General features: G+C 71.6%; 16 protein-coding genes. 9 read left to right on the top strand and 7 right to left on the bottom strand.

The annotated features are described in order from the left end of the window. The first annotated feature begins 69 nt into the window (after positions 1–69). The 8 genes from B0I32_RS02540 (at position 70) to B0I32_RS02505 (ending at position 9095) form a co-directional block, all read left to right on the top strand. Positions 70–1668, top strand: a complete 1599-nt coding sequence (locus B0I32_RS02540) for an acyl-CoA carboxylase subunit beta (protein WP_106234528.1) — start codon at positions 70–72, stop codon at positions 1666–1668. Further along, complete coding sequence (locus B0I32_RS02535; protein WP_106234526.1) at positions 1665–3788, top strand: acetyl/propionyl/methylcrotonyl-CoA carboxylase subunit alpha; 2124 nt, start codon at positions 1665–1667, stop codon at positions 3786–3788. The genes B0I32_RS02540 and B0I32_RS02535 overlap by 4 nt, the downstream gene beginning before the upstream one ends. Then, positions 3785–4558, top strand: a complete 774-nt coding sequence (locus B0I32_RS02530) for an enoyl-CoA hydratase-related protein (RefSeq protein ID WP_106234525.1) — start codon at positions 3785–3787, stop codon at positions 4556–4558. The genes B0I32_RS02535 and B0I32_RS02530 overlap by 4 nt, the downstream gene beginning before the upstream one ends. A 2-nt stretch (positions 4559–4560) precedes the next feature. After that, on the top strand, positions 4561–6342 hold the full coding sequence (locus B0I32_RS02525; protein ID WP_106234523.1) for an acyclic terpene utilization AtuA family protein: 1782 nt from the start codon (positions 4561–4563) through the stop codon (positions 6340–6342). An 81-nt stretch (positions 6343–6423) separates the two neighbouring features. Then, positions 6424–7437 carry a phosphotransferase family protein gene (locus tag B0I32_RS02520; protein ID WP_106234521.1) on the top strand — a complete coding sequence of 338 codons (1014 nt, stop codon included), beginning with the start codon at positions 6424–6426 and terminating at the stop codon, positions 7435–7437. A 152-nt stretch (positions 7438–7589) separates the two neighbouring features. Next, the gene (locus tag B0I32_RS02515) at positions 7590–7850 is read left to right on the top strand and encodes a hypothetical protein (protein WP_106234519.1); all 261 of its coding nucleotides are present in this window, start codon (positions 7590–7592) and stop codon (positions 7848–7850) included. Between the two features lie 57 nt (positions 7851–7907). Beyond that, positions 7908–8759, top strand: coding sequence for a helix-turn-helix domain-containing protein (locus B0I32_RS02510; protein ID WP_106234517.1), 852 nt, complete (start codon positions 7908–7910; stop codon positions 8757–8759). Positions 8760–8828: 69 nt separating this feature from the next. Further along, complete coding sequence (locus B0I32_RS02505) at positions 8829–9095, top strand: hypothetical protein (RefSeq protein WP_106234515.1); 267 nt, start codon at positions 8829–8831, stop codon at positions 9093–9095. A 109-nt stretch (positions 9096–9204) separates the two neighbouring features. Here B0I32_RS02505 and B0I32_RS02500 read toward each other — a convergent pair whose 3' ends face one another. The 6 genes from B0I32_RS02500 to B0I32_RS02475 form a co-directional block, all read right to left on the bottom strand. Beyond that, on the bottom strand, positions 9205–10161 hold the full coding sequence (locus tag B0I32_RS02500) for an ABC transporter substrate-binding protein (RefSeq protein ID WP_106234513.1): 957 nt from the start codon (positions 10159–10161) through the stop codon (positions 9205–9207). A 22-nt stretch (positions 10162–10183) separates the two neighbouring features. Then, entirely contained in the window at positions 10184–11134 is a 951-nt protein-coding gene (locus tag B0I32_RS02495; protein WP_219911605.1) for an ABC transporter permease, read from the bottom strand. 11 nt (positions 11135–11145) lie between these two features. After that, positions 11146–12003, bottom strand: a complete 858-nt coding sequence (locus B0I32_RS02490; RefSeq protein WP_106234510.1) for an ATP-binding cassette domain-containing protein — start codon at positions 12001–12003, stop codon at positions 11146–11148. Positions 12004–12080: 77 nt separating this feature from the next. Beyond that, positions 12081–13466: a HAMP domain-containing sensor histidine kinase gene (locus tag B0I32_RS02485; RefSeq protein WP_245955504.1), complete on the bottom strand. Its 1386-nt coding sequence runs from the start codon at positions 13464–13466 to the stop codon at positions 12081–12083. Next, entirely contained in the window at positions 13463–14161 is a 699-nt protein-coding gene (locus tag B0I32_RS02480; RefSeq protein WP_106234508.1) for a response regulator transcription factor, read from the bottom strand. The genes B0I32_RS02485 and B0I32_RS02480 overlap by 4 nt, the downstream gene beginning before the upstream one ends. 87 nt (positions 14162–14248) lie before the next feature. Further along, a complete protein-coding gene (locus B0I32_RS02475) occupies positions 14249–15451 on the bottom strand; it encodes a cytochrome P450 (RefSeq protein ID WP_106234506.1) in 1203 nt (400 codons plus the stop codon). An 84-nt stretch (positions 15452–15535) separates the two neighbouring features. Between B0I32_RS02475 and B0I32_RS02470 the strand changes: the two genes are divergently transcribed. Then, positions 15536–16093, top strand: a complete 558-nt coding sequence (locus B0I32_RS02470) for a TetR/AcrR family transcriptional regulator (protein WP_106234504.1) — start codon at positions 15536–15538, stop codon at positions 16091–16093. A 109-nt stretch (positions 16094–16202) separates the two neighbouring features. Here the strand turns inward: B0I32_RS02470 and B0I32_RS02465 are convergent, their stop codons facing one another. Further along, positions 16203–17708 (bottom strand): phytoene desaturase family protein, encoded by a 1506-nt coding sequence (locus B0I32_RS02465; RefSeq protein WP_106234502.1) that lies wholly within the window; start codon positions 17706–17708, stop codon positions 16203–16205. Positions 17709–17922: the final 214 nt, after the last annotated feature.

The raw sequence follows: 17922 nt of genomic DNA, 5'->3' as shown, positions 1-17922 counted from the left end.
TCGCTCTGTGCCGGGGGCACCGGGCTGCGCTAGCGTGCTCACCACATGATCGTCGGCTCTGCCGGAGGAGTGCGCGTGATCAGGAGCAGGCTCGACACGGACAGCGAGGACTACCGGCTGCGCCGCGAGGCGATGCTGACCAGGCTGGCCGAGCTCGACGCCGAGCAGTCCAAGGCGGTGGCCGGCGGCGGCCAGAAGTACGTCGAGCGCCATCGCGCCCGCGGCAAGCTGCTCGCCAGGGAGCGGATCGAGCTGCTCGTCGACCCCGACTCCCCCTTCCTTGAGCTGTCGCCGCTGGCGGCGTGGGGCAGCGAGTTCCCCGTCGGGGCGAGCGTGGTGTCCGGGATCGGGGTGATCGAGGACGTCGAGTGCGTGATCACCGCGAACGACCCCACGGTCCGCGGCGGCGCCTCCAACCCGTGGACGCTGAAGAAGTCGCTGCGCGCGGCGGAGATCGCGCTGCGCAACCGGCTCCCGTACGTCAATCTCGTCGAGAGCGGCGGCGCGGACCTGCCCACGCAGAAGGAGATCTTCATCCCCGGCGGCCAGATCTTCCGCGACCTGACCCGGCTGTCGGCGGCCGGGGTGCCGACGGTCGCGCTGGTCTTCGGCAACTCCACGGCCGGCGGGGCCTACGTGCCCGGAATGAGCGACCACGTGGTGATGGTGCGGGAGCGGGCCAAGGTGTTCCTCGGCGGGCCGCCGCTGGTCAAGATGGCGACCGGCGAGGAGTCCGACGACGAGTCGCTCGGCGGCGCGGAGATGCACGCCAGGATCAGCGGGCTGGCCGACCACCTGGCCGTGGACGAGCTCGACGCGCTGCGGATCGGGCGGCGGATCATCGCCTCGCTCGGCTGGCGCAAGCGCGGCTTCGTCCCGGACGGGCCGGTGCGGGAGCCGGTGTACGCGGCCGACGAGCTGCTCGGGATCGTGCCTGAGGATCTCAAGGTGCCGTTCGACCCGCGCGAGGTGATCGCCAGGGTGGCCGACGGGAGCGAGTTCGACGAGTTCAAGCCGCTGTACGGGGCCTCGCTGGTGACCGGGTGGGCGAAGATCCACGGTTATCCGGTGGGCGTGCTGGCCAACGCGCGCGGCGTGCTGTTCAGCGAGGAGTCGCAGAAGGCCGCGCAGTTCATCCAGCTGGCGAACCAGTCGCGCACACCGCTGCTCTTCCTGCAGAACACGACCGGCTACATGGTCGGCAAGGACTACGAGCAGGGCGGCATCATCAAGCACGGCGCGATGATGATCAACGCGGTGTCCAACTCGACGGTGCCGCATCTGACGGTCGTGATGGGCGCCTCGTACGGGGCGGGGAACTACGGGATGTGCGGGCGGGCCTACGATCCCCGCTTCCTGTTCAGCTGGCCCAGCGCCAAATCGGCGGTGATGGGGCCGGCGCAGCTGGCCGGGGTGATGTCCATCGTGGGACGGGCCTCGGCGCTGGCGAAGGGCCAGGTCTACGACGAGGAGGCGGACGCCGCGATGCGGGCGATGGTGGAGGAACGGATCGAGGCCGAGTCGCTGGCCTTCTTCCTGTCTGGGCGCCTGTACGACGACGGGGTGATCGACCCGCGCGACACGCGTACCGTGCTGGGCCTGTGCCTGTCGGCGATCAACAGCGCGCCGGAGCCGGAGCCGGCCGGGTTCGGGGTGTTCCGCCCGTGATCAACCGCCTGCTCGTCGCGAACCGGGGCGAGATCGCCCGCCGGATCTTCCGTACCTGCCGGGAGCTCGGCGTCTCCACGGTCGCGCTCTTCTCCGACCCCGACGCGGACGCGCCTCACGTGGCCGAGGCGGACCTGGCGGTACGTCTGCCCGGTGCGCACCCCGCGGAGACCTATCTGGACGCAGCGGCGATCCTGGCGGCCTGTACGGCCACCGGAGCGGACGCGGTCCACCCCGGATACGGCTTTCTGTCGGAGAACGCCGACTTCGCCCGAGCCGTCATCGATGCCGGGCTGGTGTGGATCGGCCCGCCGCCCGAGGCCATCGCGGCCATGGGCGTCAAGATCGGGGCCAAGCGGCTGATGGCGGCGGCCGGCGTGCCCGTGCTGCCCTCGTACGACCTGTCCGGCCCCGCCGCCGTGACCGTGCCCGATCCCGCGTCCGCTCCGGCGTCCGATGCTCCGACCGACCCGACGTCCGACCCTGCGTCCGACCCGATGTCCGACCCTGCGTCCGCTCCGGCGCCCGTGCCCGTGGAGTTTCCGCTGCTGGTGAAGGCGTCCGCGGGCGGGGGCGGGCGCGGGATGCGTGTCGTGCGGGCGGCGGGTGAGCTGGCGCGGGAGGTGGAGTCGGCGCGGCGGGAGGCGGCGGCCGCCTTCGGCGACGGCACGGTCTTCGCCGAGCCGCTGCTGGAGCGGGCCAGGCACGTCGAGGTCCAGGTGCTGGCCGATCAGCACGGGACCGTGTGGGCGCTGGGCGAGCGCGAGTGCAGCGTGCAGCGGCGGCACCAGAAGGTGATCGAGGAGTGCCCCGCTCCCGGCATCTCCCCCGGCACGCGGGAGCTGCTGCACGACGCCGCCGTCCGCGCCGCCCGCGAGATCGGCTACGTGGGCGCGGGCACGGTGGAGTTCCTGGTCGACGGGGAACGGGTGGCGTTCCTGGAGATGAACACCCGGCTCCAGGTCGAGCATCCGGTGACCGAGCTGGTGCACGGGGTCGATCTGGTGCGGCTGCAGCTGGAGGTGGCCGAGGGGGCGGCGCTGCCGTCCGTCCCGCCGGAGCCGGCCGGGTGGGCGGTCGAGGCGCGGCTGTACGCCGAGGACTCCGCGTACGTGCCGCAGTCGGGTGTGTTGCGGCGGTTCGAGATCGCCGGCGACGTACGGGTGGATTCCGGGGTGGAGTCCGGGTCCGTGGTGTCGCCCTACTACGACGCGATGCTGGCCAAGGTGATCGCGCACGGGGCCACGCGGGAGCAGGCGGTGCGGAAACTGGTGACGGCGCTGCGCGGGGCACGACTGCACGGCCTCACCACCAATCGAGATTTACTGGTAAATATCCTGACGAATCGGGAGTTCTTGGCCGGCGACACGCACACCGCCTTCCTCGCCCCCGGCGGCCCCCTCCACCCCAGCCCCACGCCCGGCAACCCCACCTCTGACACCCCCGCCGCCGACGGCGGTGCCGGCCCGGACGGCGGTGGCGAGCTGAGCAGCGGTGCCGGACTGAGCAGCGATGCCGCGTCGGGCGGTGGTGCTGGTTCCGTGGGCGGGGCGGAGGAACTGGCGGTGCTGGCGGCTGCTCTGGCCGTCGCCGCGGGCAACCGGCGCAGGGCCAGAGTGCTCGGTGGGCTGCCCGGCGGGTGGCGCAACGTCCGTTCCCAGCCGCGCCGTACCCGCTTCGCCGAGATCGAGGAGGACGTCGTCTACGACCCGCTGCCCCCGGGCGTCACGGTCGTCCGGGCGGAGCCCGACGGGGTGGTGCTGGAGCGGGACCGCGTCCGGCACGCCTTCGACGTGGCGCGCTACCCCGACGGGAAGGTCTGCGTCGACCACGCCGACGGCCACGCCGAGCTGACCCCGCTCCCCCGCCTGCCCGAACCCGCCGACCAGGTCGCCCCCGGCTCACTCCTTGCTCCTATGCCGGGTAGCGTGCTGCGGGTCGAGGTGGAGCCGGGCGACCGGGTGACCAAGGGCCAGGAGGTCCTCGTCCTTGAGGCGATGAAGATGGAGCATCGGATCGCCGCGCCGGCCGACGGCGTGGTGGCCGCCGTACACGTGGAGAAGGGCCGCCAGGTCGACGCGGGAGCGGTGCTGGCGGTCATCGAAGAGGGGGACTCATGACGGACCTGGTGCACAAGGACCTGGCGGGGGGCGTCGCGACGATCACGCTGGACTCGCCGCCCAACCGCAACGCCCTGTCCTCGCGCCTGCTCGCCCAGCTGTCGGACCGGCTGAGCTGGGCGCTGGCCAAGCCGGAGGTCAGGGTGATCGTGCTGACGGCCACCGGCAAGGTGTTCTGCTCGGGGGCCGACCTCAAGGAGCAGCGCGCGGGAAGCACCGACGCGCCGGTGACGGCGTCGTTCCCCGAGGTCCTCGAACTGATCTGGGACAGCCCCAAGCCGGTCGTCTGCCGGCTCAACGGCACCGCGCGGGCCGGGGGCCTGGGGCTGGTGGCCGCCTGCGACTTCGCCGTCGCGCCGCTGACGGCGTCGTTCGCGTTCACCGAGGTACGGCTCGGGGTCGCGCCGGCCATGATCGCCGTGCCCGTGCTCAGGAGGCTGAACGCCCGCGCGGCGGCCGAGTACTTCCTGACCGGCGAGGTGTTCGACGCGGCGCGGGCGGCGGAGATCGGGCTGCTGTCGCGCGCCGTCCCCGAGGACGAGCTGGACGCGGTCGTCGCCCACTACACCGGGATGCTGATCAAGGGCGGCCCCGAGGCGCTGGCGATCACCAAGCGGCTGGTCAGGGAGGTGCCCGCGATGTCGTTCCGCGACGGGCTGGGCCGGATGACCGAGCTGTCGGCCGAACGCTTCACCTCGGACGAGGGCCAGGAGGGCATCGCCGCGTTCATGGACAAGAGGGCCCCCAAGTGGGTCCCGCCGCAGGGCTGAGCATGGTGCTGCGCATCGCGAACTGCAGCGGTTTCTACGGCGACCGCCTCTCCGCGGCCAGGGAGATGGTCGAGGGCGGGCCGATCGACGTGCTGACCGGCGACTGGCTGGCCGAGCTGACGATGCTCATCCTGGCCGGGAACCGGCTCAAGGGCCGTCCCGGCTACGCGCCGACGTTCCTGCGCCAGCTCGAAGAGGTGCTCGGCACCTGCCTCGACCGGGGCATCAAGATCGTGACGAACGCGGGCGGGCTCGACCCGGCGGGCTGCGCGCGGGCCGTGCACGAGCTGGCCGGACGCCTCGGCCTGTCGCCCTCCGTGTCGCACGTGACCGGCGACGACCTCACCGGCCGGCCGCTCGACCTGGTCAACGCCGACACCGGCGAACGCCTGGAGGCCACTCCGCTGACCGCCAACGCCTACCTCGGCGGCCGGCCGATCGCCGCCGCGCTGTCGGCGGGGGCGGACGTGGTCGTGACGGGCCGGGTGACGGACGCGGCGCTGGTGACGGGGCCGGGCATCTGGCGGTACGGGTGGGGTCCCGACGACCTCGATCCGCTGGCCGGGTCGGTGGTGGCGGGGCACGTGATCGAGTGCGGCTGCCAGGCCACGGGCGGCAACTACGCCTTCTTCCAGGACGTGCCCGACCTCGCGCACTGCGGGTTCCCGCTGGCCGAGCTGCGGGCCGACGGCTCCAGCGTGATCACCAAGCATCCCGGCACGGGCGGGCTCGTCTCGGTCGGCACGGTCACGGCGCAGCTCGTGTACGAACTGGGCGGCCCCCGCTACCTGGGCCCCGACGTGACGGCCAGGTTCGACACGATCACGCTCTCGGACGACGGGCCCGATCGGGTGCTGATCTCCGGCGTCCGCGGCGAGCCGCCGCCCGGCACGCTCAAGGTGGCCGTCAACTACCTCGGCGGTTACCGCAACACGATGACGCTCGTGCTGACGGGCCTGGACCTGCCGGCCAAGGCGCGGGTGGCGGAGGAGGCCCTGTGGGCGCGGATCCCGCGGGAGTCGTTCGACGAGGTGGACGTGACGCTGACGGACTCGGGGCTGCTGCGGATCACGGTGATGTCCGCCGACGAGCGCACGGCGGGCCGCGCCTTCTCCTCGGCCGTGGTGGAGACGGGGCTGGCCAGCTATCCGGGCTTCTACGGGCTGACACCGCCCGGGAACGCGTCGGCGTACGGGGTGTACTGGCCGGTGCTGGTTCCGGCGTCGGAGGTGCGGGCGCGGGTCTTCGTGGACGGGGAGGAACTGCCGTTCACACCACCGGAGACACCGGCCACGCCGGAACCGGCGGATCTGGCGGAAACGCCGGCCACCTCCGTCGCCTCCGTCGCGCAAGCCGACCCCGCAACGCCGGCCGTCTCCCTCGCACCGACCGTGTCCGCAGCCGCCGGCGCACACGCGGCTTCTCCGGCGGCGGAGCCCGCCGGAGAAGCGGAGACCGTGCGGATCCCGCTGGGCCGGGTGGCCGGTGCGCGGTCCGGGGACAAGGGCGGCAACGCCAACCTGGGCGTGTGGGCCGACACCCACGAGCGTTACGCGTGGCTGGCGGGTCACCTGACGGTCGAACGGCTCAAGGAGCTGCTGCCCGGCCTGGCGCCGTACCGGATCGACCGTCATCCGCTGCCCAACGTCAACGCGCTCAACTTCGTCGTCCACGGGCTGCTCGGCCGCGGCGTGGCGGCGAGTCCGCGGATGGACCCGCAGGCGAAGGCCCTGGGCGAGGAGCTGCGCGCCTGTCCTGCCGACGTTCCCGTCACCCTGGTGTGAGCCCGTGATCCGGGTTGACCGTGGGAGCGGCGCTCTCTAGGGTCGAGGCGCAGAACATCGTTCTGGTGAGAAGGGCGGTCCATGACCTCCACCCACATCGACGTCGCCACCGTGGACTTCGACGCGCTCGGCGCGTGGATGGACGCCCAGGGGCTCCCCGGCGGCCCGATCACGGGCGCGGCGCCGGTCCTGGGCGGCACGCAGAACGTCATGATCCGCTTCGAGCGCGGCGGCCGCCCGTACATCCTGCGCCGCCCGCCCGTGCACGCCCGCCGCAAGAGCAACGAGGTGCTGCGCCGCGAGTCGCGGGTGCTGGCGGCGCTGCGCGGCACGCAGGTCCCCGCGCCCCGGCTGGTGGCCGCGCAGACCGAGCGGGAGCCGGTGTTCTACCTGATGGAGCCGGTGGACGGGTTCAACCCCTCGACCGGGCTGCCCGAGCCGCACGCGTCGGACCCCGCGATCAGGCACCGCATGGGGCTGGAGGCCGCGGCGGCGCTGGCCGAGCTGGGGCGGGTGGATCCGGCGGTGCTGCCGGGCTTCGGCCGGCCCGAGGGCTTCCTCGAACGGCAGGTGCCGCGCTGGCTCAAGGAGCTCGACTCGTACGGCGAGCTCGACGGCTATCCGGGCCCCGACATCCCCGGCCTGCGCGAGACGGCCGACTGGCTCACCCGGCACCTGCCGCGCACGTTCACGCCGGGCATCATGCACGGCGACTACCACTTCGCGAACCTCATGTTCGCCTGCGACGGCCCCCGCGTGGCCGCGATCGTGGACTGGGAGATGTGCACGATCGGCGACCCGCTGCTCGACCTCGGCTGGCTGCTGGCCACGTGGCCGAGCAACAACGGTCACGTGCCGGGGCTGCCGGCGCCTCGGGAGATCATCGCGTACTACACGGCGCTGTCGGAGCGCGATCTGTCGGCCGTCGGCTGGTACGCGGTGATGGCCTGCTTCAAGCTCGGCATCGTGCTGGAGGGCACCCACGCGCGGGCGTTCGCCGGCAAGGCGCCCAAGGACATCGGCGACCTGTTGCACGCGACGACGCTGAGCCTGTTCGAGCGGGCGGGCCAGTTCATGGCCGGCGCCCTCGACTGAACCGGACACCACCCAGCGAACCGCTCATTTCTTCCGGTTATCCGGCAATGTCAACTCGGACTTATGTCGTGATTTCTGGAAAAACGATCACACCTCACCTTCCGGGACGTACAATTGCGCGCAATTGCACCTGATATCGGGGAAGGATCGTCATGCGCATGCGGTTCCTCGGCTCCACCTCGGAGGCGGGCGCCTGCCCCACCCTGTACGAGACCGACCGCGGCACCATCGTCGTCCAAGGTCTGCAAGTCACCGACGCGGAGGCGCTGGCCGACCTCCGCGACGTCCTCGACGGCGAGGCCGCGGTGGAGGTCCCCCGCGAACTCCTCACCGAGATCGCCCGCCGCGTTCTGCCCGAGTATGCGGCAAACGCTTTCCCGACCAGCGGAAGAACACCCACGGCAACCGGTTGATCACAATTGCGGCAGGCCCTGGCATGATCGGCGCAAGCGGGGCTAGCCTCTTGCGGCGTGACGTCCTTTCAGCAGGCGCGCATCGACCTCGGCAGCCAGCTACGTCAGCTGCGCGAGGCCGCCCATCTGTCGGGCAAGGAGCTGGCGGAGCGCCTGCGCTGGCAGCCCTCCAAGGTCAGCAGGCTGGAAAACGCCAGGCAGACGGCGACCGAGGATGACGTGGTCGTGTGGGCGCAGGCGGTCGGCGCCTCGCCCGACACGACGGACGGCCTGCTCAGGCAGTCGATCGCGCTGCTGGAGCGGCACGACGACTGGAAACAGCGCCACCGCAGCGGCCTGGCCGCGCTCCAGGAGGACGTCCGCGACCTCGAATCGCGCACCAAGCTCTTCCGCGTCTTCGAGCCCGGCATCATCGTGGGCCTGCTGCAGACCTCCGAATACGCCCGGCACGTCTTCCAGAAGGTCAAACGCCTCTACAGCGCCGCCGACCAGATCGACGCGGCCGTGCGGGTGCGCATGCAACGCCAGGAGATCCTGTACGACCGCACCCGGACGTTCCGGTTCGTGGTCAGCGAGGCCGCGCTGCGCACCGCGCTCGCGCCGCCCGAGGTCATGCGCGGCCAGCTCGACCGCCTGCTCGCGGTCAGCACACTGCCGAACGTCGAGTTCGGCGTGATCCCCTTCGGCACCGAGCTGCCGGCCAACCCGATCAACGGCTTCTGGATCTACAACGAGGCCATGGTCGCCGTCGCCACCATGACGAAGGATCTGATCCTGCGCGATCCCGACGACATCGCCTTCTACGTCCGGGCCTTCGACGATTACGCGAAGGCGGCGGAGTTAGAGGAATCCGGGCGGGAGGTCATCATGGCGATTCTTCACGAATATCGGAAACAAAGTCCACATTAACCGCAGCAATTGCTTGCCTCCCACCCCAAGATCGTGCAATTCTGTCGCGAGACGTTGCGGAGGTGACGCATGATGCTCGATACCGCGCTCTGCCTCGAGCGGTTCGCCTGGCACGCCGGTCGCCACGCCGACCTGGCCGTCCAGAGCCTCGCGTTGGCCAGCGATCCGGCGTACGTGTCGGTCCGCAACCGTTTCTCGGCCACCCTCGCCGAGACCGTGACCTGCTCCGACGAGGGAGCCTTCATCACCTCGTGGGGCTACCGCCTGGGCACGACGGCGGACGTCGAGTCCGCCGCCGCCCGCCTCGCCTTCCTCCTGGCCGCACTCCCCGCCTGAGCCCGCACCTCCGCCCGGCCCAGGCCCGGCCCGCCTTGAACGGAGCGCCCGAGCCCGCCCTGAACGGATGGGCCCGAGCCCGCCCTCAGCGGTCGCCCCTGGCGCCGGTTCAGCAGCCGGCCTTGTAGAGCACCTTCTGCACCTCGGGCTGGTCCACGTTCTCCGCCGTCACGATCGTGGCGTCGGTCGGGATCGACGGCGTGACCTGCTGCCCCTTGACCGCCGCGACCGCCTGCTCGACCCCCTTGGCCCCGATCTCCCCGGGAAGCTGCGCGATCAGCGCCTGGACGACGCCGTCCTTGAGCTGCTTGACCTGGGCCGGGCCCGCGTCGAAGCCCACCATCTTGACCTCACCCAGCTTGCCCGCCTGCTGCAGGGCCGACCCGGCGCCGGTGGCCGAGTTGAGGTTGGCCGCGAAGATGCCCGCCAGGTCGGGGTCCTTGGCCAGGGCCGCGTTCACGATCCTGGACGCCTCGCTCACGTCGTTGTGCGAGTACTGCACGCCGAGGTAGCCGACCCCCGCGTGGTTCGCCTTGACCTCGTCCTCGAAGCCCTTGATCCGCGCGTCCACGGTGCTCACGCCCGGATCGGTCGAGATCACCAGCACCTTCCCCTTGCCGCCGATCTGCTCCGACAGCGCCTTGGCCGCCGCCGCGCCGCCCTTGACGTTGTCCGTGCTGATCCGCGACAGCCCGATGCTCTGGTCCTCGACCACCGTGTCCACCAGGATGATCTTGATGTCCTGCTGCTTGGCCTGGGTCAGCGGCGCGATCATCGCTTTGACGTCGGTCGGCGCGATCAGCAGGGCGTCCGGTTTGCCCGCGACGACCGAGTTCACGATCGGCGTCTGCAGCGTGGGATCGAACTTCTGCGGCCCCTGCACGTCCAGCGTCACCCCGAGCTCCTGGGCCTTGGCCTTCGCCCCGCACGCCATGGTCTCGTAGAACTCCTCCCCGGCCAGGCCCTGCACGAGCGTCACCCTGACCTGGCCGGTGCCGCCACCACCGCCTCCGCCACACGCGGTGACCAACATGAGCGTCCCGAGTACGGCCATCGCCTTGCGCATGGTGGTGCCTCCTGTCGCCTTCCTACTGATCGCGGGCCCTGCGTCGCCACTGGTCCACGTACACGGCGGCGACGAGCACGGCGCCCACCACCACCTGCTGCCAGAACGGCCGGACGCCGAGGATCTGGAACCCGTTCTGCAGCACGACGGGGATGAACACCCCGATGACCGTCCCCGCCACCGTGCCGACCCCGCCGAACAGCGACGTGCCGCCGATCACCACCGCGGCGATGGCCTGGAGGTTGTCGGTGGAGTGCGCGGACACGCCGGTGATGCCGTACTTGGCCAGCGACAGGTGGCCCGCCAGCCCGGCCAGCAGCCCGGCCAGCCCGTACACCTTGATCAGATGCCCGCGCACGGCCACGCCGCCGCGCCGGGACGCCTCGGCGTTGGAGCCGATGGCGTACGTGTGCCGCCCGAACCGCGTCCAAGCGAGCGTCAGCCCCGCGACGGCGGTGATGGCGGCGCAGATCCACACGATCAGCGGCACCCCGAGCCAGCGCGCCAGGCCCAGCCCCAGATTCAGCTCGGCCGGCGCGCGCAGGTCCACGCCGCCGGTCAGCAGCAGCGCCCCGCCCAGCGACATGCCCAGCGTCCCCAGCGTGACGATCAGCGCGGGAATCCGCCCGAGCGCGACGAGCACGCCGTTCAGCACACCCCACCCCAGCCCGGTGACCACCCCGGCCGCCGCTCCGAGCGTCAGCGACCCCGTGCCCTCGATGACCTTGGCCGCCACCACGGCGGAGAAGACCAGCACGCCGCCCACCGACAGGTCGATCCCCGCCGTGACGATCACGAACGTCATCCCCGTCGCCAGCAGCAGCAGGATGGCCGCGTCGCTCACCAGGTTGAGCAGGTTGAACGAGGTCGGGAACGAACCGGGGGCGAGCACGGAGAAGGCCACGAGCAGCCCGGCCAGCACCAGCCCGATCCACACGATCTGCAACCGGCCCAGCTCCCGCACCACCTTCACGCCCGCCCCCTTCACCGCTCGCCCGGTCCTGCCTGCTCGCCCGGTCCGGCCGCCGCGTCCCGTCCGGCCGCGTCCCGTCCGGCCGCCTCGTCCTGCCCGTTCCGCCCGTTCCGCTCGTCCTGTTCCATGGCGCCGGTCATGGCGCCGACGAGTTCCTCCATCGACACGCGGCCGGTCTCGAAGCCGGCCACCCGCCGGCCCAGCCGCAGCACCTCGACCCGGTCGGACACCGCCATCACGTCCTGCATGTTGTGGCTGATCAGCACGACGGACACGCCCGCGTCGCGGACGCTCCTGATCAGGTCGAGCACCCGCCGCGTCTGCAGCACGCCCAGTGCCGCGGTGGGCTCGTCCATGAACACCACCCGCCGCGCCCACGTCGCGGCCCTGGCGACGGCCACCCCCTGCCGCTGCCCGCCGGACAGGGCCGACACCGGCGCGCTCATCGACGCCAGCCGCACCCCGAGCCGCTCGCATGCCTCCCGCGTCTCCCGGCGCATCCGGACGTTGTCCAGCACGCCGAGCAGCCCGAGCAGCCCCGGGCGGAGCCGTTCCCTGCCGAGGAAGAAGTTGGCCGCGGGGCTGAGGTCGGCGCACAGCGCGAGGTCCTGGTAGACGGTCTCGATCCCGGCCGCCCTGGCCTCCTCCACGGTCCCGAAGGCGACGCTCTCACCGTCGAGCGAGATCGTCCCGCCGTCGGGCCGCTCGACCCCGGACAGGATCTTCGCCAGCGTGGACTTGCCGGCTCCGTTGTCGCCGATGAGCGCGACAACCTCGCCACCGCGCAGGCTGAAGTCCGCTCCCCGCAACGCCTCGACCTGCCCGTAGCTCTTCACGATCCCGCGGGCGTCGATCAGCGGTACGGCCATACGACCATCAAGAAACGCATTGACATCGTTGTCAACCCCACCCGTGCCGAAAAGGCACGCCACGCCCAGAAGATCCGCTACGGCGCCGCGCGGCGGTCCGGGCTTCCTGGAAGGTCCACGGTCGCGATCGCCCCGCCCCCGGGCGCGTTGGCCAGGCGTACCTCGCCACCCGTCTCGGCGACGGCCTGGGCCACGATCGCCAGCCCCAGCCCCGACCCCGGCAGCCCGCGAGCGGACGGGGAGCGCCAGAAGCGCTCGAAGACGTGCGGGAGCTCGTCTTCCGGCAGCCCCGGGCCGTGGTCGCGGACGGTCAGGCAGCCGTCGCGCAGCTTCACCTCGACCTGGCCGCCTGGGCTGAACTTGGCGGCGTTGTCGATGAGGTTGAGCGCGGCGCGTTCGAGCGAGGAGGCGCTGCCCACGACGTACCACGGCCGCAGGTCGGTGGTGACCTCGGCGCCGCGCAGCCTGGCGCGTTCCACGGCGGCGGTGACCACCTCGTGCAGGCCCAGCTCGACGTGCGGCTCGTGGTCGCTGTCGCCCCTGGCGAGCTGGAGCAGGTCGGCCACGAGCGTGGACAGCTCGGCGAACTGCGCCTTGACGTTGATCAGCAGGCGCTCCTTGGCGCCGGGGTCGAGGCTGCGGCCGGTCTGCTCGCTGCGCAGGAGCAGGTCGATGTTGGTACGCAGCGTCGTGAGCGGGGTGCGCAGCTCGTGGCCGGCGTCGGCGACCAGCTGTTTCTGGCGTTCCCTCGATCCGGCCAGGGCGGCGGTCATGGCGTTGAACGAGGAGGACAGGCGGGCGATCTCGTCGGTGCCCGTGACGGGGATGCGGGTGCCGAGGTCTTCGGTCTGCGCGATGTGCTCGACCGCCCGGGTCAGATTCCCGACCGGGCGCAGCGCGGCGCGGGAGATGGCGAGCCCGGCCCAGGCCGCGCCGAGCACGCCCAGCGCGGTGATGCCGCCGAGGGTGAGCGCGGCGATCCGCTTCGTCCGCTCGATGTGCCCGTACGGTCTGGCCTCCATGACCGCGACGCCGGGTTTGAAGTGGACCGTCACCACCCGGACCCGTTTGCCGTCACGCGTCTCGCCGTAGCGGTAGACGGGTTCGCACGGCTGGAAGGCCTCCTTGTCCTGCTCGAAGTCGGCCAGGATGGGCGAGGGCCCGACCGAGCAGGTCCTGCCGTCGGTGAACAGCAGCGTGGCCAGGCCGTCGGCGAACGGGCCCGGGGTGCCGTCGGACGAGCAGTGCTCCATCAGCCACTTCTTGTCGCCCTGGTTCACCGAGGCCAGGATGGTCATGTCGAGGTTGCCGCGCAGCCGGTCCGCCAGGATGACGTACGACAGGGCCGCGCACATCGCGATGGCCACCGCCACGGCCACCGTGACCAGGAGCGTCAGGCGGGTGCGCAGGCTGCCGCGGGTGGCCAGGCCGGCCACCCGCTCGCGGAGGCGGCCGGTTCTCACGCCGTGGCCCGCAGCACGTAACCCACCCCGCGCACGGTGTGGATCACCCGCGGCTCGCCACCGGCCTCGGTCTTGCGGCGCAGGTACATCACATAGACGTCGAGGGAGTTGGACGTCGGCTCGAAGTCGAAGCCCCACACCTCGCTGAGGATCTGGTCGCGGGTCAGCACCTGGCGCGGATGGGCGAGGAACAGCTCCATCAGCAGGTATTCGGTCCTGGTCAGGTCGAGCCTGCGCTCGCCGCGGGTGACCTCCCTGGTCGACGGGTCCATCCGCAGGTCGCCGTAGGAGAGCGAATCGCCCTCGGGGGTGCCCGCGCTGAGCGCGCCCCGCCGCAGCAGGGCGCGCACCCGGGCCAGCAGCTCGTCCAGCTCGAACGGCTTGACGAGGTAGTCGTCGGCGCCCGCGTCGAGCCCCGACACCCGGTCGCCGACCGCGTCGCGGGCGGTGAGCATGAGCACGGGGATGTGGTTGCCGGACGCGCGCAGCCTGCGGCACGCGGTCAGCCCGTCGAGCCTGGGCATCATCACGTCGAGCAGCACCGCGTCGTAGGAATCGGTGGCGACGGCGTCGAGCGCCTCCTGCCCGTCGACGGCGGTGACGACCTTGTAGCCCTCGAACTCCAGGCTCGACTGCAGGGCCTCGCGCAAGGCGGGCTCGTCGTCCACTACCAGCAACCGTGCGGGCTCGTTCATAGAAGAAAACTAAGGGGTCATCATGAGAACGCGATGAAGGATCTCACACCGGCTTCATGAGGAGTTGATGAGGGATTGGCCGACAGGTCACCACGTGACGGGCATCGCCGTGAGACCGAAGATGGCTCCATCGTACTTGGCGGGCAGTTCCTCGTCGGACATCGTCACCCGCAGCCCCGGCACGCGCTCGAACAACGTGCGCAGGGCGATCTCCAGCTCGGCCCTGGCCAGGTTCTGGCCCAGGCACTGGTGCACGCCGTACCCGAAGGCCACGTGGTGGTTGGCGCCGCGCCCGGGGTCGAACGCGTCGGGCCGCTCGAACGCCCGCTCGTCATGGTTGGCGCTGGCGCCGAGCACGTAGATGCCGTCGCCCTTCCTCACCTGCTGCCCGCCGATCTCCTGGTCCTCGGTGCTGACGCGGTCGAACGCCACCCAGTCCACGATCGACAGGTAACGCAGCAGCTCGTCCACCGCCGCCGGCCAGCCCGACGGGTCGGCGCGCAGCGCGGCGAGCTGTTCCGGATGGCGCAGCAGGGTGAGCGCGGACAGCGGGATCATGTTCGCGGTGGTCTCGTGACCGGCGACGAGCAGCAGGAACGCCACGCCCACGAGCTCGTCGTGGCTGAGCGCGCCGCCGGTGATCAGCCGCCCGAACAGGTCGTCTCCCGGCCGCTCGGCCATGGAGGTGATCAGGGCGTCGAGGTAGTCGTGGATCTCCATCGCCGCCGCCATGCGGACCTGCGGATCGTCCATGGAGGAGATCATCGTGCGGGTCCGCGACTGGAAGAGTTCGTGGTCGGCGTACGGGACGCCGAGCAGCTGGCAGATGACGAGGGACGGCAGCGCCAGCCCGTACGCCTCCACCAGGTCGGCGTCTGGACCCTTGGCGAGCATGTCGTCGAGGAGCTCGTCCGCGAGCCGCTGGATGCCGGGCCGCAGCTCCTTCATCCGTCTGACGGTGAACTCGGGGATGAGCAGGCGCCGGAACCTGCCGTGCTCCGGCGGGTCGAGGTCGATGAAGTGGCCGGCGGTGAACTTCTCCCGCGCCGCCCGCTCCTCCGGCGTCACCTGCTCGTCGTCGGGCGGGGCGCTGGGATGGCCGGGGGTGGCCGGGTTGGTGCTGATGCCGGAGCCGGCCAGGACCTGCTTGGCCTCGGCGTGCCGGGTGACGAGCCACACGTCTTTGCCGGAGAGCGTGCCCTTGACGAGAGGAGCCTGCTCGCGCATCCGCTCGTACTCGGGCGGCGGCGCGAACGGGCACGTGCGCTGGACAGGGAAGGGCTGAGCCATAGTCTGCTCCCTACAAGCCGGACCGCATTGCTTACTTACGCGAAAGTAAGCAATGTTGAGCCGGTCGTCAAGCGAGGGAGCGGAATGGCTGGGCGGCGGACGGACACACGAGAGCGGATCCAGCAGGTCGCGCTGGAGCTGTTCGCCGAGCGCGGATACGACAAGACCACGCTGCAGGAGGTGGCGGAGCGGCTGGACATCACCAGACCGGCCCTCTACTACCACTTCCGGACGAAGGAGGCGATCCTCGCCAGCGTGGTGGACCGGCTGACGGAGTCCATGGATGAGCTGGTGGCCTGGGCCAAGGAGCAGCCGGCGACGGCCGGGGCGCGGCTGGAGATCCTGCGGCGCATCGCCGGGCTGCTGGAGGACCAGTGGCGGCCGCTGTTCAGGTTCGCGCAGGTGAACCAGGGGGCCCTGCGGGAGAGCGCGGCCGGCGAACGGCTGCAGACCGGGGTGATCAGCATGCTGTCCCTGCTGTCCTCGCCGCAGGACGGCCCGGTCAGGCAGTTCGAGGCCAGGCTGGCGGTCTTCGCGGTGATCCTCGGGAACGTGCCGTTCCTGTCGGACATGGGGCTGGAGGAGTCGGAGCGCACGGCCGTGGCCCTGGAGGTGGCCGCCAAGCTCATCGCGGACGACTAGGCACCCGGGCGACACGGCGCTCACCGGCACCCCAGCGGCCCAGGTGCGCGCCGGTGACCCGCCGCTCGCCGGCGCGATGTTCACCGGCGCCTCGGCGGCGGGTGGTCCGCTAGCGCCTCAGCAGGGCCATCGCGGCGTTGTGGCCGCCGATGCCGCTCACCGCGCCGCCCCTGCGGGCGCCGGCGCCGCACATGAGGATCCGCTCGTGCTCGGTCTCCACGCCCCAGCCGCCCTCCTCCGCGTACGGCCAGCTCAGGTCGGTGTGGAAGATGTGGCCGCCGGGCAGGCCCGCGTCGCGTTCGAGGTCGACGGGTGACTTGGCCTCGACGCACAGGGTGCCGTCGGGGGCGCGGAGCAGGCAGTCCTCGATGGGCTCGGCCAGGACCGTGTTGATGGAGGCGAAGGTGGCGTCCAGAGCCATCTTCCGCGCTTTTTCAGGATTTTTCCGGAAAAGGCGGGCGGGCATGTGCAGCCCGAACAGCGTCATCGTCTCCGCGCGGCCGCGCAGCTCAGGACCGAGGATCGACGGGTCCGTCAGCGAATGGCAGTAGACCTCGGCCGGCGGCAGCTCGGGGATCTCCCCGCGGGCCGCCTGCGCGTACGCGGCGTCGAGCTGGCCGCGTCCCTCGTTGATGTGGAACGTCCCGCTGAAGGCCGCCCGCGGGTCCACCGAGGCGTCCTTGAGCCTGGGCAGCCGCGTGAGCACCATGTTGACCTTGAGCTGCGCGCCCTCGGGCACCGTCACGGGGCGGCCGAGCACCCGGTCGAGCACGGCGGGCGGCAGGTTGACCAGGACGTGGCCGCCGTTCACCGTGTGCTCGCCGTCCTCGGCCACATACGTGACCTCGCCCGTCGGCGCGATGCCGACGATCTCGGCGCCGGTCCTGATCTCGGCGCCCGCCCGCCTGGCCGCCGCCTCCAGCGCGCCGGAGACCGCGCCCATGCCGCCGACGGGGACGTTCCACTCGCCGGTGCCGTCGCCGATCACGTGGTAGAGGAAGCACCGGTTGGCCAGCACGTCGGTGTCGGGATCGGCGAAGGTGCCGATCAGCGCGTCGGTGAGCACGACCCCGCGCACGGTGTCGTCGCCGAACCGCTCGTTCACCGTCCGGCCGATCGGCTCGGCGAACAGGTCGCGCCACGCCTCGGGGCCGACCAGGCGCTCGAGCTCGGCCTGGGGGCGCAGCGGTTCGAGCAGGGTGGGGGCCAGGGTCCGCGCCACCTCGCCGACCATGCCGTAGAAGCGCCGCCACGCCGCGTGGTCGGCCTCACCGCCGGTGACGTCCCTGAACGAGGCCGCCGTACGCAGATCGTCCTCGTTGTCCACGAGCAGGCCGCGCTCGCCCCTGGGCGTGTAGGAGGCGTAACGGCGGCGGCGCAGCTCCAGATCGAGCCCCAGGTCGCGGACGATGCCCGAGGGCAGCAGGCTGACCAGGTAGGAGTAACGCGACAGGAGCACGTTGACGCCGGGGAAGGCGCGCGTGGAGATCGCCAGCCCGCCCACGTGGTCGTAGCGCTCCAGCACCAGCACCCTGCGCCCGGCCCCGGCGAGATAGGCGGCCGCGACCAGCCCGTTGTGCCCGCCGCCTGCGATGACCACGTCGAACGTCCTCATCGTCGCACCATACGACCCACCCCGCACCCTTCGTCAACGCCACGAACGGCGTCACCGACCGCCATCACCGGCCGACGTCAGGAACCGGCGTCGGACCGGGGTAAGGGGACCGAGATCAGAGGGCCTGAGCCGGGGGTCGGGGCCGTCGGGCGGGGCTGGCGGGCAGGGCTGGCGGGCAGGGCTGGCGGGCAGGGCCAGCGGGCAAGGTCAGGGG

The organism is Nonomuraea fuscirosea (assembly GCF_003001935.1).
In the GTDB taxonomy this organism is placed as follows: domain Bacteria; phylum Actinomycetota; class Actinomycetes; order Streptosporangiales; family Streptosporangiaceae; genus Nonomuraea; species Nonomuraea fuscirosea.
Note: the sequence above shows the minus strand (reverse complement) of the source record. Positions and strands in the feature narration are given on the sequence as shown.